This is a genomic window from Halobacillus sp. B29, from assembly GCF_052246755.1.
GTDB lineage: Bacteria > Bacillota > Bacilli > Bacillales > Halobacillaceae > Halobacillus > Halobacillus halophilus.
The window spans coordinates 90,390-114,627 of the sequence record NZ_JBQQCM010000013.1 but is presented as its reverse complement, the minus strand read 5'-3'; the positions used below and the strand labels follow the sequence as shown (position 1 = coordinate 114,627).

Genomic DNA, 24,238 nt, shown 5'->3' with positions numbered 1-24,238 from the left:
CCTCTTTTTAAGCGGGTTTACACGTCAGAGAAAGAATTAAACGGTTAAAGTACTAAAAGGTGATATATAATAGCGGCAATGTGTTCCCCTGATCGGCATAAAGGTAGCCTGTAGAGAAAAAACAGGAAGTCTCTACAGGCTGGAGCTTCCTTGTTAAAGGAAGCTTTTTTTGAGCGAAAAAATTCGTAATTCATGCTGTGGAAAGGTAGGAACTGCGAGTTTTTCATCTCTATTAATGTACAAAGGTACGTAAGTGATTATTTTTCGGTAAAACATGAGAAATTAAAAAGATGTGAAAGCCGTATTCTGCAATGGCAAGAGCTACGGCTGAGAATAGCGCTGCAAGAGCAGCTGGTCCATTAAGAGATAAGAACCAGCTGCTGGCTGCCCATACAATCAGGAATGTTAAACCAAGATCCGCTGCCGTAGCGGTTATATTATTGGTTTTTGGAAGGATATACATATCACCGGATAGATAGGAAAGCGCACCGAGGACTAACGTAACTAATAATACTCCACCAAAAGAAGCTTCGTATCCGACTCCGAGGACGAGATAAAGACCAATGAGCGTTAGAACGCCTTTAACTAGTAAAGCTTTACCATATTGCATTACTATGAACCTCCTTAATCATGTTAGTGTGATATAGTTCTATAGCCGATTCATTATACTGGTAAACTTTTATTAAATAGTTAAAAAGTGGTAATTAAGGATTTTTATAATAATTATTTGGCTTATAGGTGATCGTAATAATCCGTCAGTGTTCCTGTTATTATATTTGAATAATATTGGATAACGAGCTTTTTTTGTTCCGTAGTGGAGAGGTTTATCAAAATGCGCCTGATTGTTCAGCTGAAATTCAGGGAGGTTGAATCGCTGGATATTTGAGATGTGGTTTCCTGTGAAGGAGGAATATAGTATGGTAAAATCTAAGACTAATGACAGGCAGCAGAACATCGTAATGGTACTTTTGTAAGAATAGGGAACTGTGATGATGCAACTACGAGCCACCCAGGGGGAATAGACGATGACAAGAAAGCTTTACTACGAAGATCCTTATCAGTTGGAATTCGACTCTTCGGTAACCAAAACAGATCAGGACGAACGCGGACCGTACGTAGTACTGGAAGCCACAGCGTTTTACCCTACCGGCGGCGGACAGCCGCACGATACGGGCACATTGAATTCCATCAAAGTAATCGATGTGGAAGAAGTAGAAGGTGAAGTACGGCATTACATAGAGGAGGAATTTCCGCAAATTGGGGAAGACGTGCACGGAAGCGTCGATCCCAAGCGGCGTATCGATCATATGCAGCAGCATAGCGGACAGCATATCATATCCGCTGTGTTTGATGATCATTACGGCATTCCGACGACGAGTTTCCACCTAGGAAGCGATACGGTGACGATTGATTTAGATACGACTCATCTTTCGGAAGAACTTTTGCAAAAAGCCGAGGAGCAGGTGAATAACATTATACGCCGGAATATTCCTGTAGAAGCCAGGTGGATGACGGCCGATGAAGCGATCGAATACCCGCTGCGGAAACCGCTGGCTGTCGAGGGGGATGTGCGCCTCGTGATCATTCCATACGTGGATTACAACGGGTGCGGTGGAACCCATATCGCGTCCACGGGAGAAGTGATAGCGGTGAAATTCCTAGGCTGGACGAAAAGTAAGAAGCAGGTACGGCTCGAGTTTGTCTGCGGCTCACGGGTGCTTGAGAAGCTTGATCAGAAACACCGGATTTTGACCGACATGAAACAACTGGTCCCAAGACCGGAGGAGCGGCTTGTCGAGGAAGTGAGCGAGATGATTCAGGTAGGCAAGGAGAAGGATAAGCGGATTACAGAGCTTGAGGAACAGCTTCTTCATTATGAAGCGCGCCACATTATTTCAGAAACCAAAGGAGAGCCGGTGATCCAGCGCGTCTTCAAGGACCGCCCGATTAAGTCGCTCCAGTCGCTTGGAAAAACGATGATTGAAGAAGCTTCCGATACGTATCTCATCCTTGTCAGCGAACAGGAAGAGCAGCTGCAATTCGTTCTTGCACACGGGGCTGCGATTGATCGCAATATGAACGATATCGCTAAACAGGCGATGCCTCTAATTGACGGAAAAGGAGGCGGAAAGCCGCATTTTGTCCAGGGTGGCGGCAAAAAGCTGATGGACGGTACGGATTTCTCGAATCGAGTAAAAGAATTAATTTGACAGGAAAGCTTCTTCTCCCGCCTGAATTACAGTGTGGTAGAAGAAGTTTTTTATGCGAATAACGGAAACATTTTCCCTGTGGAATCGTTTTGTAGTATAATCAATTTAGAACATACGTTCCTGGATAGGGGCGTATACGTGATAAAGATCGAAACAAAGCCAGGAAGCGCTTATGCCTCTCGTGGTTTACAGAAAGGAGAGGAGACCATGACGAACGTGGTCATTTTAGCTGAAAAGCCGTCGCAGGCGAAAGCCTACGCCGCGGCCTTCACCACACAGGAAAAATCCAAAACCTATATACGATTAAAACCCGATGCCACTTTCCCAAACGGAGCGACGATTACATGGGGCGTGGGCCATCTGGTGGAACTCAAAGAACCTCACGACTATAAGCCGGAATGGAAGAAATGGAAGCTCGATCAGCTGCCGATCGTTCCGGATCGATTTTATGAAAAAGTCTCAAAAGGAAAATGGGAGCAGTTCCAGGCCGTGAAAAATTTATTCCAGCAGGCGGATGTAATCGTGAATGCGGCCGATGTTGACCGCGAAGGTTCCAATATCTTTTACAGCATCCTTCGTTTAACCGGTGTCAAAGGAAAACCGATTCAGCGGTTATGGATCAACTCTCTTGAGAAAGATGAAGTGCGGAAAGGGTTTCAGAACCTGCAGAGCAACGATAAGGACCTGCGGATGTTTGACGAAGCAAAAGCGCGGCAGATCAGCGACTGGATGGTAGGTATTAACGCGAGCCGCCTGTTCACGCTATTGCTGCAGAAAAAAGGGTTTAACCAGCACCTGTCGATTGGACGCGTGCAGTCACCGACCGTTTATTTGATTTACCAGCGCCATAAGGAAATCGAAAACTTCGTATCGGAACCTTTTTATCAAATCGAGGGACTGTTTCAGGCGGAAAAAGGCTCGTACAAAGGATTAGCGAAGATTAAGGAAAAGGATAAAGCCAAGGTGCAGGCACTGATGGATCAGCATGGGCTGAAGGAAAATGAGGATCTTCAGGGAACGATTCAAAGTGTCGACAAGAAGACCAAGTACCAGAAGTCACCGAAGCTGCATTCCCTGTCCACCCTGCAGAGTGTCGCGAACCGGCGCTGGAAATACACACCGTCCCACACATTAAAGACGATGCAGAAGCTTTATGAAAAAGGGCTGGTCTCCTATCCGCGAACGGACTGTAACTATATCACCAATAGTGAGTTCAACTATTTAGTGAACAAGCTGGATGCCTATCAGGGAGCGATGAACGTATCGTTTACCCCGGCATCATTAAAACCGAACAAACGGTATGTGAACAACAGCAAAGTCCAGGAGCACTATGCGATCATTCCGACGAAAACCGTACCTACCGAGAAGAAATTGAGCGGACTGAGCCGGGACGAGCACAACATTTACCATGAAGTGCTCGCGACAACTTTGGCGATGTTCCACGGAGATTATGTATATGAAGAGACGACGATTATGACCCACGTCAACGATCTGCCTTTTAAATCAACGGGCAGGAGAGAAGTGAAGCAGGGCTGGAAAGAGCTGTTTCCGAAACCTTCCAAAGCCAAACAGGATAAAGACCCCCTTCTGCCGGAGGTGCAGCAGGGGGAAGATGTAGGGGCCCGCCTGCATATTAAAGAAAGCATGACCCAGCCACCGAAACCTTATACCGAAGGTCAGCTCATCAACATGATGAAAACGTGCGGAAAGCTCGTGGATGATGAGGAAGACGTGGAGATCTTAAAGGAAGTGGAAGGCCTCGGAACCGAAGCCACGCGTTCGAGTATTATTGAAACGATAAAAACGCAGAACTATATTGAAGTGAAGAAAAACAATGTAGCGATTACCGATAAAGGGATTATGCTGTGTGAAGCGATTGAAGGAACGCTGCTATCGAGCCCTGCCATGACAGCCAAGTGGGAGTCGTATTTAAAGAAAATCGGCAATGGCGATGGTTCGAAGCAGATGTTTATTAAGCAGACGAGTCAGTTTATTGAAAAGCTCATTCAGGAAACGCCTGAATCGATCCAGCAAGTGAACGTGCGCAGCACAGGCGAGAAGAAACAATGGAATACGGCGGTTGCCAAATGCCCAGCGTGTGATAGCGGCGAGATTATCGACCGGTATAAGTTTTATGCCTGTTCGAATTATAAAAACGGCTGTAAAGTGAGCTTTCCGAAGCGGCTGGCTGGAAAATCCCTCTCCGCAAACATGATTAAGACGCTGTGTGAGAAGAAGAAAACGCGGGTGCTGAAAGGATTTAAAGGCAAGAAACCGTTCAGTACGGCTTTAACGCTGGATGAAGAGTATAAGATTAAATTTGATTTTGGGAAGAAATCATGAGAAACCTATCGGGGTGGACGGAGAATATCCTTTTCGCCCCGTAGTGTGAATGCAAAAAGACATTAGGGGAAAACATGAAGTTTCTTTAATACTTTTGAAATCCTGCCAATGACTAAAAAGCCTCCCACATACATAAGGAAGGTGTAGAAGAAATTCCATTCTTCATCGTAGGATAAGGTTTCGGTTAGAAGGGCGAACCCTTCTAAACCGGCCATCCCACCTATGAATAAACTATAGACCAAGATCGGTTTTATGTTCTTATAGACATAGTAATAAGTGAACCAGGCTCCTGCGATGGTGAAAATACCTAAATCCAGGAAGATGGAGTCTAACAGCATGACTCCGGGCATCGGATGAACTTTCCATAAACCTAGATGAATGCCGGCCTGGTTGAAAACGACGGCAATTAAAGCGGTCATAGGTGCGGTTGTATAAAAGATCTTGGGAGCTTTTCTATACAAATAAGTCCCTGTGAGCCAGGGAAGAACAAAACCTGTAAGAATAATAAACGTCAATTTTACCACCTCATGGTAGTATTTGGAGCTGCATGAGTTTTATGTATTTTTTAAGGTTTTAAACTTCTGGCTGAACCGACGGATAAAAAAGGACAGCTGGAATAAGCTCTGCACAGCCTCTCGTATCGCACAAATCGCCCCATACAAAAGAGCGCTTCACTCGCGAAGCGCTCTTTGTCTTTGACTCCCGGTCTGGGATAATCTTTTCCGGACGTTTTCGTTTAACGCATCCATCTCTTCAATAAACTGTTCACTCGAAGCGATGATCCGCTCGGATGATTGCTCGGTCGTTTTAAGCGCTTCGAATACGTTATCGAAAGACTCCTGAAGAGCTTCCATGCTGATCGCAGGATTCTCCATCATCTGTGTGGTTTCTTCTGCATTTTCTTTCAGATTTCTAGAGTTCGAGAGCAGCATATTCTCGGTGGCTTTATTCACACCATTCACTGTATCGATTACTTTTCGCTGATTATTTAAAGCCAGCTGAATCGAAGCGGAGACGGTAATAATGTTTTTCGTCAGCGTAACCGCATTGCGAATCGATTCCTTCAGCTTTTCATTGTTTTTCTTAATAATGTCCACAGAGGAAATGCTCTGATGCAATACACTCTTCATCTGTGTCATATTTCTCGTACGGGTAATGATTTTCTCTTTTCCTTCGGTAAGCAGCGCCAAGTCGTATTCACCCGTCGTTTCTTTTTCTTTCAAAAGCTCAAATAGCTTCTTCCCAAGATAAATCTGCTTGTCCAGATCATAAATACGCTTCTGGGCGTTTTCCTTGATCAGCTGCAATTCGACGCTGTCTTCTTCCAGACGGTCTTTCCCCGAAAGCAGACTGCGCACCACCGTATCGATCTTCGAGTCGACCGATTCGTACTTCTGCATGTAGCGGTCGATGGGCTGTTTTTTGCTTAGTTTGTAAAAGAATCGCTGTACTCCGTTGCCTTCGGTGCGCTTCGGATCAAGGTCAGACACGATCGCCTCGAGTTCACTCAGCGATTGGGGAATGTCATTATTGCCTTTTGTCATCAGATCGTTTACCGGGCGCTTTAGTGTTTCCATCGTTTCCCCGGCAACACGCTGTTCCTTTTCTCCGAGGTCCCCGAGCTCTCTCATCACGTCGGAAAGGGAGTCGTCTCTGGAAGAATGGAACCTTTCCGCGTACGCTTCGGCCTCTTCGTTCAAGCGGTCGATATCTTCTTTGTCAACAAGCGTCATCGCTTCTCTCAGATCCTGCTGGTTCATTTCAGCTTCTTTATCTCTATGGAACGATTTTTCACTCATATTCATACCACCTATCTGCCATTTGTTGGTTTCCGGGAATAACAGAACGTCTCTTTACTTGCGCGAGAAGAAGCTTTCGTCTTCCTTGTTGTACTTGGATGCAATGATTCCCTTGCTTCTGGCAAAATTCTGCGCATGACTTTCTTCCTCTTTTTGTTCTAGCGTTTCAATGAACTTACGCAAATCGTACATCGTATCAAGCAGTTCATCTTTCCGGTTTTCCTTATTCTCATCCGACAATCGCTGGAACGACTCGATAAAGTCGGGAACGTCCTTGTCCATCATCGTTTCCAGGGAATATTGCTCTTCGATTTCGAGTTCTTCCATTCGTTTGAATTGATTCACGGTCCGCTTCTTTAGGGATGCCCATTCCTTTTGAAGATCAGGGTGATTCTCGAGGAATGGGAATTCCCAGCCTTCGAGGATCGCTTCTCCGGGATGCTCCGAAGTGGTTTCTTCCCCGGATGTTTCCCTTTTTTCCACGTAGGAATCTAAATACGTGTACAATACTTGCGAGAAGTCACGCAGCGTGTCTCCGAGACCTTTTCTTCTTGTGAATTCTTCTTTAAAAAACGTAGGGAAAATAGTCCTTTCTTCTTCCACTTCAAACCGGCCAAGCAGCATGGTCGGGGGTTTACCGTACACCTCGATGGTTCCTCTGAACATATTGGATTTTTTAGGGATGATGACGGTGAAAAAGACCCCATTCCATAACACATCCAAAATATATCTTTTGTCCATCTCTACCAGTTCTTTTAGATCCAAATCGAAATAAACAGGGAATTTCCCTTTGCTGACCTGCTTCATTTCTCTCATAGTGTGAAAGTCGATATAGCGCTGGTATTCCGATAGATACGGCATGAATGTTTTTTCCAAATTCTCAAGCGTAGAAGAATAGAAGTTGTCCATGCTTCGTCAGCCCCTTTTGAGTCCTTCCTTTTCCTCGACAAAATATTTCCATTATACTTTAAGAATACCACAAAACGGGGGTTAATATTAAGAAATAGCTATGTACGATCCGCCGGAAAAAGGAGGGGACTATTTTCATCACTGTACTTATAAATCGTAGCCCACACTCTTTTATTTCATTATATAGTGGGGGGGATAAGATCATTTTCCAAAACGAGGATCTTGCTGAAAAGTAGCAAGGTCTATTTTATATGCAATATCACGCTCTTTAATCTCAAGCAAGATCAACTTTTGTTAACAATGGTACGAATACATGACGCACTCTATTACATACTATAGTTTATTGAAGGGTTCAACAAACTATAGTATTATGAAAAAATTAGATTGAATACGCTAGAGGTTGAGATATAAAAAATGCGACCTCACCGGTACATCAATTCGACTAACGAAAAGGCGATTTCTGTTTGGACATTCACACCGCGAAGCTTTAAAAAATATCAAAGTGGTGAAAAGAAGAATCGCAGGATATTGTTTCTACAGCTAAAGATACAGGAGAAGAATTAAAAGATGTCGGCGATAAAGTTAAGGAAGCTAAAGAGGAGCTGACGGATTCTGCAGAGGATGAAGTAGCGTCTACCACAAGCGCGTCCGAACAAAAAGATGACGGTGATAATAATGATTCTACTGGTGCTAACAAAGATCCAGTAAACTAATAATACAAGCATTAAGCAGCCAGGGGTGTCCCTTCTGGCTGCTTTTTTACGTGGAATATTCTCACGTGGCTTTTTGAAAGTGGTGTGTCCTTTTTGTGAAGCGCGATGGACATAGCGAAAGACGCCCCAAGAGACTAATCGATGCTTGGGACGTGGAGAAGGCGCGTTAGCGCTTTTGTTCTTGTTCTTCTAATGCATTCTCTTTAACGTATATAGAGACGGTACCGCTTTTCACACGGAACTGCCCGAAGCCGTCCTTTGTAATTTTTACGCGTGAGGGGTGGTTACCTGTTATATCTATCCAGATTTGTCCAGCGAGTTTTTTTCCGACATACATGCGTTTTTTTCCATCATCACCATTAGTCATGACTACGGCACACCCTGATCCTGGAAAGTCCGAGACGCCTTTTCTTACCCAACCAATCGTATTTCCATGATCAAAATAGTCTTTTTGGTTACCGTAAGCGTAATGATATCTTGCATCTAAGATTGGATCAATCATATCTTTTTTACCTTGGATCGGATTTTCACCATTTATACCAATATAGTCTCCGTAAAACACGCATGGATAACCATCTTTACGAAGGAGGATGAGGGCATATGCCAAAGGTTTGAACCAGTCTTCCACCCAGGACTCCAAGGCTTCTTGAGGCTGCGAATCATGATTATCAACAAATGTCACTGCGTTCGTTGGATGAGTACCAACAAGGGTGTCTTCAAAAATTTTACTTAAATCATAATTACGACCAGCCAGTGAAGCCTCGTGAAAGTGATAATGAAGACTTACATCAAATAAATCAATATCGTAATCTACATAGTTTAAGAAGTTTTGACATGCTTCTAGGTCTGGCTTCCAAAACTCACCTACAAAATAAAAATCTTTTCCAAATTTCAAACGCATGGCATGAACAAAAACAGAGATGAATTTATGATTAATATGTTTAATCGCATCTAGCCGAAGACCGTCGCATGTGGTTGTGTTAATAAACCATTCACCCCAGTAAAGCATTTCTGCTTGTACGGCTGGATGGTGGTAATCAATGTTCGCGAACATGAGATAATCATAGTTTCCAAATTCTTTATCAACATGTCTATTCCAGCGTTTATTGTCTCCTAATATTTGAAAAATACCAATTCTATCTTCTTTGGCATCATAGTCCGTGCCGTTAAAATGGTAATGGGACCATTTAAAGGAGGAATGTTTCCCATTTCGTGCAGGGAATGAAAACTTTGTCCATCCATCGATTTCAAAGGGCTCAGAGACAACTCTATATCGATCATTAGGATCTACTTCGATCACTTCAAAGCGCTCCGTATCATCGGCACCGGCTTTATGATTCATGACAACATCTGAGTAAACTTGAATTCCTACATTTTTACAAGCGGCTATTCCTTCTAAGAGTTGTTGCTTCGTTCCGTATTTCGTACGAACTGTACCCTTTTGATCAAACTCGCCTAAGTCGTAACCATCATAAATTCCGTAGCCATTATCTTCCTGGCTTATACCCTTTGTTGCGGGTGGGATCCATAAAGCATCGATGCCACACTCTTTTATTTCACCTGCTAGCAGCGCTAGACGATTCCAGTGGTCACCGTCGTTAGCCAAGTGCCATTCAAAAAATTGCATCATGGTGTGATTACGCTCCATATTATCTTCCTCATTTCACTAATTTCTGTCTCTCTCATTTCCACTTATATGGCGCTTCCTTATACTCATAATAATTGGGACAATTTAAAAATAATAAACGAGCATGAGAATGCCACCAATTCGATGGGAGTTCTTGAGGGGTATTATTTGGAAAATAATGCGCGGGGAAATTCTACACTTAATCCTCTGTCTAAATCTCGCTCATATATTTCCTTAAGGGATCTCCGTATCGTATTCCAAACGTCCAGTACCTTATAATGTGTGTACCAACCTTGGACATCCTAACTCTTCAACCGCTGCTTTATTTAATCTGCTGATCGATTTGTATGTAGTGAGGGAGAAGCGATAAACTCATCGTCAAATCCTTGCAAGAGCTTAATGTCTCCGTGACTATTAAAGGTTCTATGGTGAAAAGAACTTGAATATTTTCCCCCAAGGGCAAATCTATCGGTACCATAATGATGAAAAAGTGCCGTTTTAGCGCCCTAGCGTATACGAAGGAAAGAGGTTACATTTTCCTCTTCCCAAGCCATAATCATCTCTTCCCAATATTGGATTTTTTCAAACTGGAAGTGCTCAATAGGAACCCTTTTTAATAAACATTCCGTTAAATTTGCAGTGCTTTAATCGATCAATTAAGAGTATAAGTCTTACATATGAGATTTTCTTGAACTTATTGATTCGAAAGTTGTGGTTTTTAAAAACGTAATGTCAATATGCGGGGCGAATATAAAGAATCCTATGAGAAGCAATTAGCCCAACAATTAGTGCATAGTAAAATCCATTATGACAGCCATGCGACTTATGAAGAAATCTCAAAAGAATAAACCCATGTGGTATTAGCCACAGGTGACCCGAAGGATACACAGCAAATTCAGCCATATGATATAGCGTACTCTTCTACTTTTGCAGGTGCTATTATTAAAGGGGAGTTCGTCCGTAATTGGAAAGATATCGTGCAAGAGGTTTTAAATTCCGGATTTACTTTCAATCCCACACTGAAACCTTAGCTACCCTGCAGCGAGCTTTAAACAAATATTTTCTTTCTCAACTGAATTAGAGAAATAGGGATTAAACATTTTTAGTATGGGCGCTATTATAAACCTGCGTATCTTATTAGGAATTATGAATAAGGCAGAAGGCTGAAGGTTTGTTTGGTAAAAAGTCCGTAAAGCTTATAATATAGATCTTAAACGATCTCAGTCTTCTTATCCTTACGGTTAAGAATTGGCTTGATCAAAAATAAGTTTATAAAAAAGGAATTCTATTACTTTAAGTGGTGTAAGGAAAAAAGTTCAGTTTAGTTATTTACTGGGATCTATTAGGATTAGTAATGTGTTTCCCGAGAAAAAACATGAAAATAGACCCGATCCTTAGCTAAAGGATCAGGCTGATATATTAAGAGTGTTTTCTATTGATGCTGAACAAACAAATCATTTAGATGGTCACCTTTTAATTAAAGAAATTTTCCATTTCGAAATGCTCTAATAAGGGGATCGTTCTCCCTGCTCGATCCCAATTGTTGTATTCATTAAAAATCCAGTCCAAATCTTGATTAGCTCGTACTTCCACTAAGAATTCTACAATAAGATAACTCCGCCAATAATCGAACATTCTACCGCTCAAGTTCCTGCTTTGAGGAAAATTGCTTTCAAACTCGTCTAAGGAATGTTGCCCATACTTATCCTTGAAAATTTCCACTAATTCTACCTCAATATTTGTCACTTCTTTAAACTCGGCATGGTCTAACAAATGTTTTCTCGATAAATAATTACACATACCCTCTTCAAACCAAGTATTTAGTTTCGTGTCGCCATTGTACTCCTCAATGAAGAGATTTGAATGATGGGTCAATTCCTGTGCCAATATAGTGAATAAATAATCGTCAGAACAATGAGCATAAAAGTCCTCAATTTCCGAGATATCTTGTCCTTCCAATTGTTCTACCAATAATCTTCTCCATGCAGATAAATCAGGAGAAATATAGATGACATCACCATTCGTATACGCTGGTACTGGGATCTCAGAAAAAAAGGTTGTCGCTAAATTCATTGAGGTCCAAACGATTCCTTTTGGTAGAGTTGCTAAGGCGTATTTTTCTTCCAATACATGTTGGTAAACCTTTAATTTCTCACTGAACTTTTCAATCGTATTCAGATGTTTCATATATTCTTCCTGCGATTCAAAAGCGTATATTTGCTTCAATTGAAAATCTCCTTTTCTTCTATCACCCCGGGTGTACGAGCAACATTTATTGTAGCAGCCTAGAGATCCAATTATTTGACATCAATTATTCAAACTGGAGGAAGAAAAGAAATAAAGGTGTTGCTTGGGAAAGCCAGGGGGGGAAGTTCCAGTGAATAAAATTCTGATCGTCAGATTAACGTATTAGATTCCTGGTGGGAGGATATGATTATCGATAAAAGAAAGGGGGGAGGGGAAATACCCCTAGAATGAAATTAATAGTTTCGCCGGTGATAATTTTACAATTTCGCTTCAAAACTTAAAAATTTATAGAGTAATACGGTACAAATATATAAAATGGAAGGATCGACCTTTTACAACAAGGGAGTCCATACGCTGTCACGCACATATCAATTTTACAGCGGGTGGCCAGACGTAATTGTGTATGATCAAGATCATTTAATCACTGTGAGTGAGAATGTAGGCTAATTGCTTATCCATCTGAATTTCAAAGCTATGTTCACAAAACGCAAGTTTGGAGTTCATTTGTTCCGTAAGGCGCATCCCGAAAAGTAATGGATAAGGTTGGTATAATAAATGAGTAAGTTGAAAAAGAAGGTGAGAAGCGAGGTTTAGCAGTTAACTAAGTTATTATTAATTCAGATAATAATTACTGAATGTTATGAGAATGGGATGATTCTTTGGAGATACGTAAACATTTTCTTTATAGGTGAAATATAAACCACGTTTAGCGGCGACGCTTTCTATATATTCCGTCTCGCCGAACATTGCATTTGAAAGTATTCCTGAATAAATATTAGCAAGAATAAACAAGTAATACCCTATTAGCTGATTGTCTGATAAGCTTTCATATGGGGAGTCATCATTATCCATTTATAAACTCCTTTAGTAAATACATACTAATTATACCATATATAAGTAAATAAAGATCTATTTTGATTTATCGAGTTTGTTTAAAAGCTTATCAAGTTCTTTAGAAACCTCCACTATTTTTTTATAATTTTCACCCTCCCGAATGGCTTGATGCATTTTTAAACGTAATACTTCTATTTGGCGTTCTAGATGGGATTTATCAACCACTGGGTCAGCTCCTTAGAATTTTGATAAGAGTATAATACCCTTTCAATTTCGGTTCTTAACGTTTTTTGTCTAGTTAAAGAACCTCTTGGATTAAAAAGCCCTTGGTTAGGGCTATGGGTGAAGTGTATTACTTGATTGAAGGACATAACGTAAAGTTGGAAGACTGATTATATAAAAATTTTTTACATCTTATCCTTTAATGTTTATTAAATATACCGAATGGCGGCCTGAGGTCATCAACCTTCCTAATCCCCTGGTAAAAAAATTTCATTTATATGCTGATAAATGCTAACAAAGGGCTTCTTAAGAGTAACGATCGCTCATAAGAAGCCCTTTTGCATATAATTTACTCTTTCCGATACCTCAAAAACTTCACAATCTCCATCATAATCACAGCTCCAAGAGCGAGGGAAGTCGCAATAAGCCATTCTGATATACCAAATTCGGCTGGGATGTGAAATACATCTCGAGCGAACGGTAATACGGTAATGCCGTATAAGACAAATCCAAGAGCTACCGCCCCGACCACGTATTTGTTACTAAACAACCCAATGCTGATGGCCGATTTCGTATTGGATCGTGTGGCGAATGTCTGGAGCGTTCTGGATAGAATTAAGGTGGTAAAGGCCATCGCAACGCCCATTTCATTGGAGTGGCTTAAGCCGATATAGAAGGAGCTCGTTACAGCAATCGCAATCAATATGCCTCTTGTTAACACGGCTTGCATCGTTCTCCTGTCAAAAATTCCTTCATCAACAGGGCGTGGTTTTCGTTTCATGACGTTTGGTTCAGATTTCTCTACTCCTAACGCAATGGCAGGAAGCGAGTCGTTGACTAGGTTAATGAATAACAGCTGTAAGGCAGTGAATGGGTTTGGCAGGTTAAAGATTACGGCATATAAAATCGTAAGGATGGCTCCTAAATTCCCTGCAAATAAGTAGCTAATTGACTTCTTGATGTTATCGAATACCGTACGACCAACTTGTACGGCATTGACGATGGAGACGAAATTATCATCGGTTAATATCATGGCGGAGGCATCTTTGGCAACGTCGGTACCGCTGCCCATTGCAATCCCTATATCTGCTTGCTTGAGAGCGGGGGCATCGTTGACACCATCACCCGTCATCGCTGTAACAGCGTTGCGATTTTGCAGGGACCTGACAATGCGTATTTTATTTTCTGGCGATACGCGGGCATATACAGCAATCTTGTCTAACTTCTGTTCTAATTCTTCATCGGACATGCGATCCAGTTCTTTTCCTGTAACAGCAAGATCCTCTTCCTCCATTAAGCCGATTTCTCGTCCAATCGCTTGAGCCGTTGTTTTGTGATCGCCGGTAATCATAATGGGGCGAATACCCGCTTGTTTGGCTTGGGCAATAGAATGAAAGACCTCTTCCCGTGGAGGGTCCATCATTGCCGTCAAACCGACCAATACGAAGTCCTGCTCATCGTCGTTAGTGATGTCCTCTGTTCCGTCTGGTAACGGTTTGTAGCCGAGTGCTAATACACGGAGGGCCTGCTTTGAAAAATCCTCATTTGCTTTTCTGAAACGATCGATCATATCCTCTGTTAAAGTCTGTTCTTTCCCATCCACTAACACGTAGCTTGCGCGGTCGAACATCACATCAGGACCACCCTTCGTAAGCATGAGAGTATGATCATCCATCTGATGAACCGTGGACATCAACTTGCGCTCAGAATCAAAGGGTAATTCTGCTATACGTGGATAAAGGTCTTGTATTTGTTCATACCCCGCTGTATGCTCGTTAGCGAATTGAATGAGCGCAATCTCTGTCGGATCTCCGACTTCTTGCTTATCCTGATTGATATACGAGTCATTACAAAGGGTGCCGATTTGAACGAGCAGTTGCTCTGTTTTATCCCAATTCGCATTGTCTTCTGGTAAGCTCTCCCTTGGATGTAACGGTAAGAAGTAATCGGTAACCGTCATTTTATTTTGCGTTAAGGTTCCGGTCTTGTCTGTACATATTATACTTGTCGAACCTAATGTCTCTACCGCAGGAAGTTTTCGGATGATGGCATGTTGTTTTGCCATTTTGTTTGTTCCAACAGAAAGGACGATCGTGACTATGGATTGGAGCGCTTCAGGAATAGCAGCAACTGCAATGGCCACTGAGAACATAAGAGCATTGATCAAGGCTGTTGTGGTATCTGTTTCGCCATCACCAAACCAAATACGGGCTGCTTGAACAGCAAAAATAAGCACACAAAGAATGAGAATGGCGATGCCAAGCCTCTTACTAAAGACATTTAAGTTACGTTGCAGTGGTGTCTCTTTTTGTTCTGCTGAAGAGAGCATGTCAGCGATTTTACCAACCTCTGTTTCTTCGCCTGTCCCTGTGACAACAAACGTACCACGACCATATACAACGAGGGAACTGCTAAATACCATATTACGCTGGTCCCCAAGCGTTACTTCTTCTTCTATGACTTCTGGCGATTTCTCTACCGCTTCTGACTCACCCGTTAACATCCCTTCATTCGCTTTTAACGAGCCACTTTCTAAGACACGTCCGTCCGCAGGAACGTAATCGCCTGCTTCCAGATACACTAGATCTCCCATCACAAGCTCCCTGGCCTCTATCGTTTGCTTCACCCCATCCCGCATCACGTTTGCCTCAGGAGCTGACAAATCCCTTAAAGATTCAAGGGAGCTTTCGGCTTTCCTCGTTTGCACGACACTAATGACCGAGTTAATAAGCAATACCAGGAAAATAATCAGCGATTCTACGATCTCACCAATGATTATTTGCACACCGGCTGCTGCCAGTAGGACGACAACCATTGGATCTTTGAACGTTTCGATAAAGAGTTTCCAGGTAGGCACTCTTTCTTTGTTTTCCAGTTCATTATATCCATCACGCTGCAGCCTCGTTTGCACTTCGTCACTGGTTAAGCCTTCCTTTGTAGAATTGGTTGCGTTTATTGTATCTGAAGTGCTTTGCTGATAGTACTCCATCTCATTCCTCCTCTGCGTTCTTTTCCTATTTGCATCCTTTAAAATAATTAAAAGCTTATCAACGAGAACATGATTCACGTCAATAACTTCCAACCGTAACGTTTCGATTTCTATGGTATATCCCTTTTTAAAAGTGTCTCCTAATTCATTTGTAATTAATCCGCCTCGTAGTATGAAAAACTGGATTTTCGAAACGGCCCTCTACTAATGCAAAATAACGGAGAAAGATAGGAACAGTTAATTGACCATCCACCGACCTATAATCGTTGTCACGTCGTGCAATTTTCCCTCATTCTTAATTGATTCCAGCTATGATGGTCCAAACCAACGACCACCTCGTTCACATCTACAAGGATTGATTATTTCGACGAGCATAGGAAAGAAAACCCTTTTCTAAATCCCCAATTTTCTAAGTGGCAGCTGCTCACTCGACCGATCCAGATCTTAGGAGTAATATAGTTGCTTTTAATACAGTAATGTTTATAATATACCTATAGGGGTATTTGGAAAATCCTTATGAGATGCCCTAAAGGAAGAGCATGAGAATACCTTCCGGGAGATAAGATAGTATAGGAACACCATGTCTGACATAAGAAATTCCTGTCACAAAAAGGAAACTGCAGAGGATGTGATCATTATGTTCAACAAAAACAAGTTTCAAAATCACTGGCTTTTCAACTATGAGAAGCGACATTTGAAAAACGACTTTTCAGCGGGGCTGATTGTGGCAATCATGCTTATTCCTCAGGGAATGGCCTATTCGATGCTCGCCGGATTACCTCCGGTGATCGGTCTTTACGCTTCCACCATTCCTCTAATCATATACGCGCTGCTGGGCTCTTCTAAGCAACTCGCCGTTGGGCCGGTTGCAATGGTATCACTCCTGGTACTGTCCGGGGTATCGACAATGGCAGAGCCCGGGTCCGGAGAGTATATTTCCCTTGTTCTCCTGCTATCATTGATGGTGGGTGTGATTCAACTTTCGATGGGACTGCTGCGATTAGGATTTGTCGTGAATTTCCTCTCCCATGCGGTCATCAGTGGTTTCACTTCGGCTGCTGCTTTAATCATCGGTTTGAGTCAGCTGAAGAACCTTATCGGTGTCGATCTTGCAGGTCAAAAGAACATATTCATTATATTGTCAGATGCGGTTACGAGAATATCAGAAATCAACTGGACGACCTTTGCGATAGGGATCGGGAGCATTCTGTTACTTGTTATTTTCAAAAAGAAAGCACCGCAATTTCCGGCTCCGCTTGTCGTAGTTGTTGCAAGCACGCTTCTCGTCTATTTTTTCAAACTTGAGGAGCGGGGGATCAGTATTATAAAGGATGTACCGGATGGTCTGCCGGCCCTGAGTGTTCCAGCGTTCAATATGGATTCCGTAATGGCTCTACTTCCGATTGCTCTGACTATTTCGTTCGTGGGCTTCATGGAATCCATCGCAGTAGCAAAAGCCATTGCATCAAAAGAAAAATACAAAGTGGATTCAAACCAGGAGCTTACAGGCCTTGGTGCGGCTAACATTGTCGGTTCGTTCTTTTCCGCTTCGCCTGTCACAGGCGGGTTTTCACGTACAGCCGTGAACTATCAGGCAGGGGCTAAATCAGGACTTGCCTCTATTATTACAGCCGTACTCATCATGATAACCCTTCTTTTCTTTACGGGCTTGTTTTATTACCTGCCGAATGCCGTGCTTGCGGCAATCATCATGGTGGCTGTATTCGGACTCATTAATGTGAAAGAAGCAAAACACCTGTTTCGTATTAAGAAAACAGATGGCTTGATTCTCGTTCTTACTTTTGTAGCAACACTCGTAACAGGAATTGAATCAGGGATTCTGATCGGTGCTGGAGCGGCTCTCTTGTTGTTCATCTGGAACAGCGCCTACCCTCATACAGCCGTGCTTGGCTACGTGCAGGAAGAAGGAGTTTACCGAAACGTAAAACGTTACCCTGAGGCGCTCGAGCATACGGATACGCTCATCTTTCGAATGGATGCCTCGCTGTACTTTGCCAATTTCGCTTTTATGGAAGAAAAAATCAGGAACATCCTCGGAGACCGCCCGGAGGTAACGAAAGTCATTCTCGACTTCTCCGGAGTGAACCGGATGGATGGGGTCGCTGTGGACGAACTGGAGAAATTGATCGATGAATACGACGAAGCCGGTGTGCACATACATCTGGCTCAGGTGAAAGGTCCGGTCCGTGATTTGTTAGAACGTGCAGGCTGGCAAGAAAAGTACGGAGAACGCATTACACATCCCCAGGTCAAAGAAGCTGTCATTTATTAAGAAGCGGAAAGCCCGTCAATTTGAAAATGGCGGGCTGGCTTTTTACTATATCAAGAATCAATTTGTGGAGACTTTTACAATCGTTGCGGGACCGGCTATGGTAATCGTCATCGTTCCATTTATGTTGTACAAAAATAAGAGGGCTTTTTTTCTTTCATTGGTTTTTAAGAGATGTAAGGCGACTTACAGTTCTGTTTTCAAAAAAACTATATAATATAAGGATATAAGTCGAGTTTGAAGCTTGGGAGGGGTAAATTTACTGTCCCAGCCCCTATTTTTCTAAAAATGTCTACTAACTGAAGTAAGGAGCTTGATGATGAATGTCTTCTATATTATGGATAGGTGCGGCGTATGTGCACAGGCGATGCATCATTAAAATCAAAAAGAAATCGATTATAAAATAGGCAATATCTTAGAAGAAACCAGCGCCAGGAAAGATTTAAAGGACTTAATCGGTGAAGTACACACCCCTGTATTGGTAAATGACAAGGGAATATGGAAGGGACGGGGCTGTTATGTCTTTGCTGATAAACGACGGTTCATGCCTTCATCCGTTTAGAAGTAGGGAGAATCTAAAATTCACTGCCTCGATCTCCATAATAAAGGGCAATAAGCTTAATAACTAAAAACCCGGCGGAAAAAGGGATATTCCGCCGGGTTTTTAGTTTCTGAAACTATTTCATGAAGTTATGGTTACTCTGGGAAGAGTCGACTTTGATACCATACTCCTTGGTAATTAAACAGACGTGATTCCTTTTTACTTAGAGATTCCACAAGGTAATGTCTTCTCCAAGCTCATTTTGGGTTAAGGCACCTTTAATATCCATAATGATTCCTTTTCCATCTTTTAATAATCGTTGAAAAGTACTTACAGGAAGGCTGGTGAAAAATTTATGAGGAACGGCTAAAATCAATACATCAGATTCTTCTAGTTGGTGTAAATCTTTTAACTCATCCTTAAAATGGTTATGGTCAACGTGAGGGTCGCACACCTGGATATTTAAATCTAAATCCTTTAGTTTTTCTACTATTTCAAGAGCTTTAGAATTTCTGGTGTCTGGAAGATTCTGTTTGAATGTAACTCCTAGAACGGTAATGGTGAGGTCTTTTAAATTCTTTTTATGAATCGTCATTTGTTCCAACAACGTCTTTACAATATATTCTGGCATGTAATCGTTTATTTCCCGTGCTGATTCAATAAATTTCGGGGTATATCCGACTGATTTCGATTTATGAATTAAGTAGTAGGGATCGACTCCTATACAGTGCCCCCCAACCAGACCTGGATAAAATGGATTGAAATTCCATTTTGTTGAGGCAGCTTTAATGGCTTCATGCGTATTGATTCCCAATTTATTGAATATTATGGAAATCTCATTCATAAATGCGATATTAATATCTCTTTGTGTATTCTCTATAATTTTAGAAGCCTCGGCAACTTTAATGGAGGCTGCTTTATACACTTCAGCAGTAATCACACGTTGGTAGATCGAATAGATAGTGTCTAATGTTTCTTTATCTTGAGCAGCTACGATTTTATTAATGGTTTGAAATGTATGGTCCTTATCTCCGGGGTTAATTCTTTCTGGAGAATACCCTACGTGAAAGTCAGATCCTGCTTCTAAACCTGATTCTCGCTCAAGGATCGGGAGACACACTTCCTCTGTTGCTCCTGGAAAAACGGTCGATTCATATACAACAATTGTCCCTGGGGAAAGGTTTTTCCCCAGAATTGTGGAGGCTTGCTTTAAGTAAGTCAAATCCGGCTCTTGGTTGACTGAGATTGGCGTTGGGACTGCTACTATTATGAAGTTACAGGCTCCCAGATCTTTTTCGTTCGATGTAAATTTAATACGTGCTTCTCTTAATTGTTCTTCAGAAATTTCTTTAGTATAGTCATAAAACTGGTTTAAAGAACTAATTCTAGCTTCATTAATATCATATCCAATGACCTTGTATTCTTTAGAAAATCCTATGGCTACAGGCAGACCTACATAACCGAGTCCTACTACCCCTATAACTTGAGTGGAATCGGCACTATCCATTCTATTTATAGTCATATCATTTTTATCTTTCTCATTGCTCTCATATGACATATTTTAGTTCCCTTCATAAATCCTGATGTACTTTTTTTATATGCCATCCATCCAAAGGGGTTACAAGAGATCAACCACTGTATGTTCTATAAATAATCGGAACAGTTGGGCGGTTTCAAAATAAATTAATACAGTATGGATGGAATATGGATAGGGGAGTTTTTGCGATGATTCCTTTAATTAGTCTAAAAAAGCAATACGAAGTAATCGAAGCTGAGTTAATGGATGAAATGAGAAAGGTTCTGCGAAGCGGTCAATATATTTTAGGACCGAAAGTAAAGCAGTTAGAAGAGACCGTTGCGGAAAAATTAGGCGTGGTAAGTGCAGTTGCTGTGGCCAATGGTACAGATGCTTTAATACTTACTCTTGACGCTTATGACATAGGGGAGGGGGATGAAGTCATCACCACTCCATTCACTTTTTTTTCTACAGCCGAAGCTATTTCAAGAGTAGGTGCAAAACCCGTATTTGCAGATGTCGATCCTCAGACATATACGATTTGTCCAAATAAAATTAAAGAAAAAATAACTTCGTCTACAAAAGCAATCATTCCTGTGCATCTGTTTGGCCAATGTGCCGATATGGATGAAATCAATCGAATAGCTCGTGAGCGTGACCTGCTTGTAATCGAAGACGCCTGTCAGGCATATGGTTCAACCTACAAAGGGAAACCAGCAGGCAGTCTAGGGGACGCGGGTTGTTTCTCATTTTTTCCGACAAAGAACCTCGGCACTTTAGGAGATGGGGGGATGGTTACTACATCTGATACCCAATTAGCCCAAAAGATTCGTTCCTTGAGGGTACATGGCAGCATTCAAAAATACCATCATCAAAACATTGGTTATAACAGTCGTCTGGATGAGCTGCATGCGGCCATTTTGCTGGTGGGGTTGCGACACATTGACCAGTGGAATAAACAGAGAATTGCTTTAGGAGAACGCTACCATTATAAGCTTCAAGGAATTAAACATATGAAACTGCCAAAGACAGCTGAGAACTGTCTGCATGTCTACCATTTATACTGTATTGGATCTAAAAATCGAAAACAAATCATTGAATACTTGCAAAAGAAAAACATCCAAACAGGGATTTACTATCCTTGCTGCCTTCATCTTCAGGATGCATATCATCACTTAGGGTATCAAATGGGGGATTTTCCTATTGCTGAACAGCTTTCAGAAAGACTTTTTGCGGTACCGTTATATCCTTTTCTCAGTACGGAGAATCAGGATGTAGTCATTACTGCGTTACGTGAAAGTGAGGAATTATTACAATGTTGAAGGCAGGGATAATTGGGTGTGGTTATATTTCTAAGAAACATTTAAAAACCATAACCAGGCTGGACAGTGTGAAATTACATGCCGTAAGTGATGTGCAAAAAAGCAGGATGGAAGAAGCCGTTTCTTTCTATCTAGAAAATATTGCTTGCAACGCTCCTGTAAAACAGTACCAAGATTACTTGGACCTGGTCCATGACTCTGAAATAGATATTATTATCATCACCGTAATATCAGGTCTGCATGCAAAAATAGCCAAACAAGGTCTAATAGAAAGTAAACATGTGATCGTTGAAAAACCATTGGCTCTCTCTATTCGGGAGGCTGATGAAATAATAAAATTATCTCGTTTAAAGCAAAAGAAAGTACTTGTTTGTCATCAACTAAGATATCGTCCTATCTTCTTGAAATTAAAAGAACTTCTGGAAAAAGGGACTCTTGGAAAACCATATATGGGTGCAGTGTCTGCTAGAATTAATCGTTCCCAACAGTATTATGAATCAGCTGCATGGAGAGGGAGCTGGGAGCATGATGGCGGAATGCTCATCAACCAGGGCATTCACTTGGTTGATTTACTTGTATGGTTATTAGGAGATATAAACACGGTTTATGGGGAAGTTGCAAGAAATAATGAGTTAAAGGAAATAGAGGATGTTGCCACAGGTATTATCCACTTCAATAATAACGCTAAGGGCACGATTGAAGTGAATACCATTACTAAGCCGGCCACACAGGGTTATTGCCTTTCTCTGTATTTTGAAAAAGGAACCATCATTCTTGGCGGTGCTGGATTTGATAAGCTGGAGCATTGTTTCATAGAAGGTGAAGATCAACTTGTACGTGAATTAAAGGAAGTATGTAAGCAGAAAGATGAACAATTTTTAATGTACCAAAATTTTATAGATTCTATCTTAAATCATACCTTATTAGTCGTGGATGCCTCAGAAGGAAAAAGGGCATTGGAAGTTATTTTTGCTTTGTACAGATCAAATAATAATAAGCTGCCTGTTGAATTGCCATTATTAAGTTTTTCTACGATAGAAATGAAAGACAACTCTTGCCATAAGGAGAAAATGGATGAGTGACCCCAAAATAAAAGTAGGTAAAAATGTTTCGTTCGGTAAAAATGTTGTAGTGGAAGAGAATGTAAGCATTGGAGACGATGTAGTCATCGGACACAATGTAGTTATTAAGAAAGATACTATTATCGGAAATAATGTACACATTAGCGATTTGACATTACTAGGCAGATCGCCAGGAAGTAATAAAAAGATGGCAAGAAAGCCTTCCTCCACTTTACCTCCTTTAGTTATAGAAGAGGATGTGATGATTGGGAGTAATTGTGTGATTTATAGAGGAGTTCTTATTAGTAAAGGGGGTTTCATTGGAGACCTGGCCAGCGTTAGAGAAGAAGTATCTATTGGTAACGGAAGCATTGTGGGCAGGAACGCGATCATTGAAAATAAAACCACTGTAGGTGGAAACGTCGTAATTCAAACAGGCTCTTATATTACAGCCGATATGATTATAGAAGATGACGTGTTCATCGGGCCATGTTTTTCTTCTTCCAATGACAAGTATATGGGAAAGGGGAACTTTCATCATCAAGGCCCAACAATTAAAAGAGGAGCAAAAATAGGCAATAACGCTACCCTACTGCCTGCCATTGTTATAGGGGAGGGTGCAATAGTTGGAGCAGGAGCAGTCGTTACTAAAGATGTACCTGCTAGAGAGGTAGTCGTGGGCAACCCATCTAGACGAATAAAATAAAGTTCGTGCTAAAGTATTAAAACATGTAATTTTCACGTTTCGCAGCTTTTATCTTTTTGGCTCTGTTAAAGTTGATTGTTGATTATTCATAAGAGGCTTATTGCGCAATAGGGCCGGATTGTTGAAGACTCAGTTTCGAGATATTTTATGAGAAGAAAGGTCCGGAGGGGGATAATTCGCTTTCCGCGGGCATGTGCTGAGCCTCCTCAAGCTAACGCTTTCCGGGGTCTCACCGATCATGTTCATCCCGCAGGAGTCTTCATTATCCCCCTCCGGACTTTGACAAATCAGAAGCTCGAAACCACTTTAACCATCACCTGCATAATGAAGTATTAGCCCATGTAGTTAGGATATAACGACCCACATAGCCCGTCATGAAAGCATTTCCTACAGATTACGGAGGAGAACCAATCTCTTCTGGAAGGGTCCGTTCGCAACATTATAGTTGGGGTGGTGGGGAAATGACGAGACTCCCATGGGAGAAGGGACTAGGTGAGATCCCACAGGGAGTGAAACGAGCGAGGAAGCTCACCGTTCCCCCATAGGAAAGCGAGTTATTTCCCCACCAGCCCTTGTCCATCTAACGTAAAGGACCCATTTATCTCGAAACTGAGTCTTCCAGTAATGGGAGCTTTACTTTTAAATCAACACGGAAGTTTAACAGAGCTATCTTTTTAAGGAAGCTGGTTGAGCTGTATTTCCAGAGGCGGAAGATGGGTTTCTGCAAAATGCAATGGTTTGTATTTGGAATAACAATTTTTAATGATCACCTTCTTTAGTACTTATGGAATGCAAACTTGAATTTGTATTACTAATCATATTCGGATTCATTATTATTTGGGTTGTGCGGGTCAATCGTTTAATAAGTCCAATCATGTTTATTTTTTGTGCATAACTTGATGTATTAGG

General features: G+C 41.6%; 17 protein-coding genes and 1 pseudogene. 7 read left to right on the top strand and 11 right to left on the bottom strand.

Annotation, left to right across the window (positions count from 1 at the left end; all coding sequences use genetic code 11):
• Positions 1-232 precede the first annotated feature (232 nt).
• A complete protein-coding gene (locus tag ACTWP7_RS16235) occupies positions 233-610 on the bottom strand; it encodes a DUF2512 family protein (protein WP_443124095.1) in 378 nt (125 codons plus the stop codon).
• A gap of 415 nt (positions 611-1,025) precedes the next feature.
• Between ACTWP7_RS16235 and ACTWP7_RS16230 the strand changes: the two genes are divergently transcribed.
• Both ACTWP7_RS16230 and ACTWP7_RS16225 read left to right on the top strand, forming a co-directional pair.
• On the top strand, positions 1,026-2,210 hold the full coding sequence (locus ACTWP7_RS16230; RefSeq protein ID WP_443124094.1) for an alanyl-tRNA editing protein: 1,185 nt from the start codon (positions 1,026-1,028) through the stop codon (positions 2,208-2,210).
• 207 nt (positions 2,211-2,417) lie between these two features.
• On the top strand, positions 2,418-4,553 hold the full coding sequence (locus tag ACTWP7_RS16225; RefSeq protein WP_443124093.1) for a DNA topoisomerase 3: 2,136 nt from the start codon (positions 2,418-2,420) through the stop codon (positions 4,551-4,553).
• A 62-nt stretch (positions 4,554-4,615) separates the two neighbouring features.
• On the opposite strand, the gene ACTWP7_RS16220 is transcribed toward ACTWP7_RS16225, so the two are convergent.
• The 5 genes and pseudogenes from ACTWP7_RS16220 to ACTWP7_RS16200 form a co-directional block, all read right to left on the bottom strand.
• On the bottom strand, positions 4,616-5,077 hold the full coding sequence (locus ACTWP7_RS16220; RefSeq protein ID WP_443124092.1) for a hypothetical protein: 462 nt from the start codon (positions 5,075-5,077) through the stop codon (positions 4,616-4,618).
• Between the two features lie 147 nt (positions 5,078-5,224).
• Positions 5,225-6,352 (bottom strand): toxic anion resistance protein, encoded by a 1,128-nt coding sequence (locus ACTWP7_RS16215; RefSeq protein ID WP_443124091.1) that lies wholly within the window; start codon positions 6,350-6,352, stop codon positions 5,225-5,227.
• 54 nt (positions 6,353-6,406) lie between these two features.
• Positions 6,407-7,261, bottom strand: coding sequence for a hypothetical protein (locus tag ACTWP7_RS16210; RefSeq protein WP_443124090.1), 855 nt, complete (start codon positions 7,259-7,261; stop codon positions 6,407-6,409).
• 879 nt (positions 7,262-8,140) lie between these two features.
• A complete protein-coding gene (locus tag ACTWP7_RS16205; protein WP_443124089.1) occupies positions 8,141-9,622 on the bottom strand; it encodes an alpha-amylase in 1,482 nt (493 codons plus the stop codon).
• A 34-nt stretch (positions 9,623-9,656) separates the two neighbouring features.
• Positions 9,657-9,779: pseudogene (locus ACTWP7_RS16200) on the bottom strand (homoserine O-acetyltransferase/O-succinyltransferase family protein); the annotation flags it as partial.
• Positions 9,780-10,455: 676 nt separating this feature from the next.
• On the opposite strand from ACTWP7_RS16200, the gene ACTWP7_RS16195 reads away from it, so the two are divergent.
• Positions 10,456-10,632, top strand: coding sequence for a hypothetical protein (locus tag ACTWP7_RS16195; RefSeq protein WP_443124088.1), 177 nt, complete (start codon positions 10,456-10,458; stop codon positions 10,630-10,632).
• 442 nt (positions 10,633-11,074) lie between these two features.
• Here the strand turns inward: ACTWP7_RS16195 and ACTWP7_RS16190 are convergent, their stop codons facing one another.
• The 4 genes from ACTWP7_RS16190 to ACTWP7_RS16175 form a co-directional block, all read right to left on the bottom strand.
• Positions 11,075-11,827, bottom strand: coding sequence for a hypothetical protein (locus ACTWP7_RS16190; RefSeq protein WP_443124087.1), 753 nt, complete (start codon positions 11,825-11,827; stop codon positions 11,075-11,077).
• Between the two features lie 633 nt (positions 11,828-12,460).
• Positions 12,461-12,700 carry a hypothetical protein gene (locus ACTWP7_RS16185; RefSeq protein ID WP_443124086.1) on the bottom strand — a complete coding sequence of 80 codons (240 nt, stop codon included), beginning with the start codon at positions 12,698-12,700 and terminating at the stop codon, positions 12,461-12,463.
• A gap of 57 nt (positions 12,701-12,757) precedes the next feature.
• Entirely contained in the window at positions 12,758-12,907 is a 150-nt protein-coding gene (locus tag ACTWP7_RS16180; RefSeq protein ID WP_443124085.1) for an aspartyl-phosphate phosphatase Spo0E family protein, read from the bottom strand.
• A gap of 346 nt (positions 12,908-13,253) precedes the next feature.
• On the bottom strand, positions 13,254-15,893 hold the full coding sequence (locus ACTWP7_RS16175; protein ID WP_443124084.1) for a cation-translocating P-type ATPase: 2,640 nt from the start codon (positions 15,891-15,893) through the stop codon (positions 13,254-13,256).
• A gap of 580 nt (positions 15,894-16,473) precedes the next feature.
• Between ACTWP7_RS16175 and ACTWP7_RS16170 the strand changes: the two genes are divergently transcribed.
• Entirely contained in the window at positions 16,474-18,186 is a 1,713-nt protein-coding gene (locus ACTWP7_RS16170; protein ID WP_443124083.1) for a SulP family inorganic anion transporter, read from the top strand.
• Positions 18,187-18,947: 761 nt separating this feature from the next.
• Here the strand turns inward: ACTWP7_RS16170 and ACTWP7_RS16165 are convergent.
• Complete coding sequence (locus tag ACTWP7_RS16165) at positions 18,948-20,246, bottom strand: nucleotide sugar dehydrogenase (RefSeq protein WP_443124082.1); 1,299 nt, start codon at positions 20,244-20,246, stop codon at positions 18,948-18,950.
• Between the two features lie 203 nt (positions 20,247-20,449).
• Between ACTWP7_RS16165 and ACTWP7_RS16160 the strand changes: the two genes are divergently transcribed.
• Genes ACTWP7_RS16160 through ACTWP7_RS16150 form a run of 3 tightly spaced genes read left to right on the top strand, consistent with a single transcriptional unit; the run spans position 20,450 to position 23,329 of the window.
• A complete protein-coding gene (locus ACTWP7_RS16160) occupies positions 20,450-21,562 on the top strand; it encodes a DegT/DnrJ/EryC1/StrS family aminotransferase (RefSeq protein WP_443124081.1) in 1,113 nt (370 codons plus the stop codon).
• Positions 21,556-22,644 (top strand): Gfo/Idh/MocA family protein, encoded by a 1,089-nt coding sequence (locus ACTWP7_RS16155; protein WP_443124080.1) that lies wholly within the window; start codon positions 21,556-21,558, stop codon positions 22,642-22,644. The genes ACTWP7_RS16160 and ACTWP7_RS16155 overlap by 7 nt, the downstream gene beginning before the upstream one ends.
• Positions 22,637-23,329 carry a DapH/DapD/GlmU-related protein gene (locus ACTWP7_RS16150; RefSeq protein ID WP_443124079.1) on the top strand — a complete coding sequence of 231 codons (693 nt, stop codon included), beginning with the start codon at positions 22,637-22,639 and terminating at the stop codon, positions 23,327-23,329. The genes ACTWP7_RS16155 and ACTWP7_RS16150 overlap by 8 nt, the downstream gene beginning before the upstream one ends.
• The last annotated feature ends 909 nt before the right edge of the window (positions 23,330-24,238 follow it).

Coding starts and splice junctions, on each gene's coding strand:
- ACTWP7_RS16210 (WP_443124090.1), bottom strand. CDS start 7,261: ATGGACAACTTCTATTCTTCTACGCTTGAGAATTTGGAAAAAACATTC.
- ACTWP7_RS16230 (WP_443124094.1), top strand. CDS start 1,026: ATGACAAGAAAGCTTTACTACGAAGATCCTTATCAGTTGGAATTCGAC.
- ACTWP7_RS16215 (WP_443124091.1), bottom strand. CDS start 6,352: ATGAGTGAAAAATCGTTCCATAGAGATAAAGAAGCTGAAATGAACCAG.
- ACTWP7_RS16225 (WP_443124093.1), top strand. CDS start 2,418: ATGACGAACGTGGTCATTTTAGCTGAAAAGCCGTCGCAGGCGAAAGCC.
- ACTWP7_RS16170 (WP_443124083.1), top strand. CDS start 16,474: ATGTCTGACATAAGAAATTCCTGTCACAAAAAGGAAACTGCAGAGGAT.
- ACTWP7_RS16165 (WP_443124082.1), bottom strand. CDS start 20,246: ATGACTATAAATAGAATGGATAGTGCCGATTCCACTCAAGTTATAGGG.
- ACTWP7_RS16235 (WP_443124095.1), bottom strand. CDS start 610: ATGCAATATGGTAAAGCTTTACTAGTTAAAGGCGTTCTAACGCTCATT.
- ACTWP7_RS16205 (WP_443124089.1), bottom strand. CDS start 9,622: ATGGAGCGTAATCACACCATGATGCAATTTTTTGAATGGCACTTGGCT.
- ACTWP7_RS16185 (WP_443124086.1), bottom strand. CDS start 12,700: ATGGATAATGATGACTCCCCATATGAAAGCTTATCAGACAATCAGCTA.
- ACTWP7_RS16155 (WP_443124080.1), top strand. CDS start 21,556: ATGTTGAAGGCAGGGATAATTGGGTGTGGTTATATTTCTAAGAAACAT.
- ACTWP7_RS16175 (WP_443124084.1), bottom strand. CDS start 15,893: ATGGAGTACTATCAGCAAAGCACTTCAGATACAATAAACGCAACCAAT.
- ACTWP7_RS16160 (WP_443124081.1), top strand. CDS start 20,450: ATGATTCCTTTAATTAGTCTAAAAAAGCAATACGAAGTAATCGAAGCT.
- ACTWP7_RS16150 (WP_443124079.1), top strand. CDS start 22,637: ATGAGTGACCCCAAAATAAAAGTAGGTAAAAATGTTTCGTTCGGTAAA.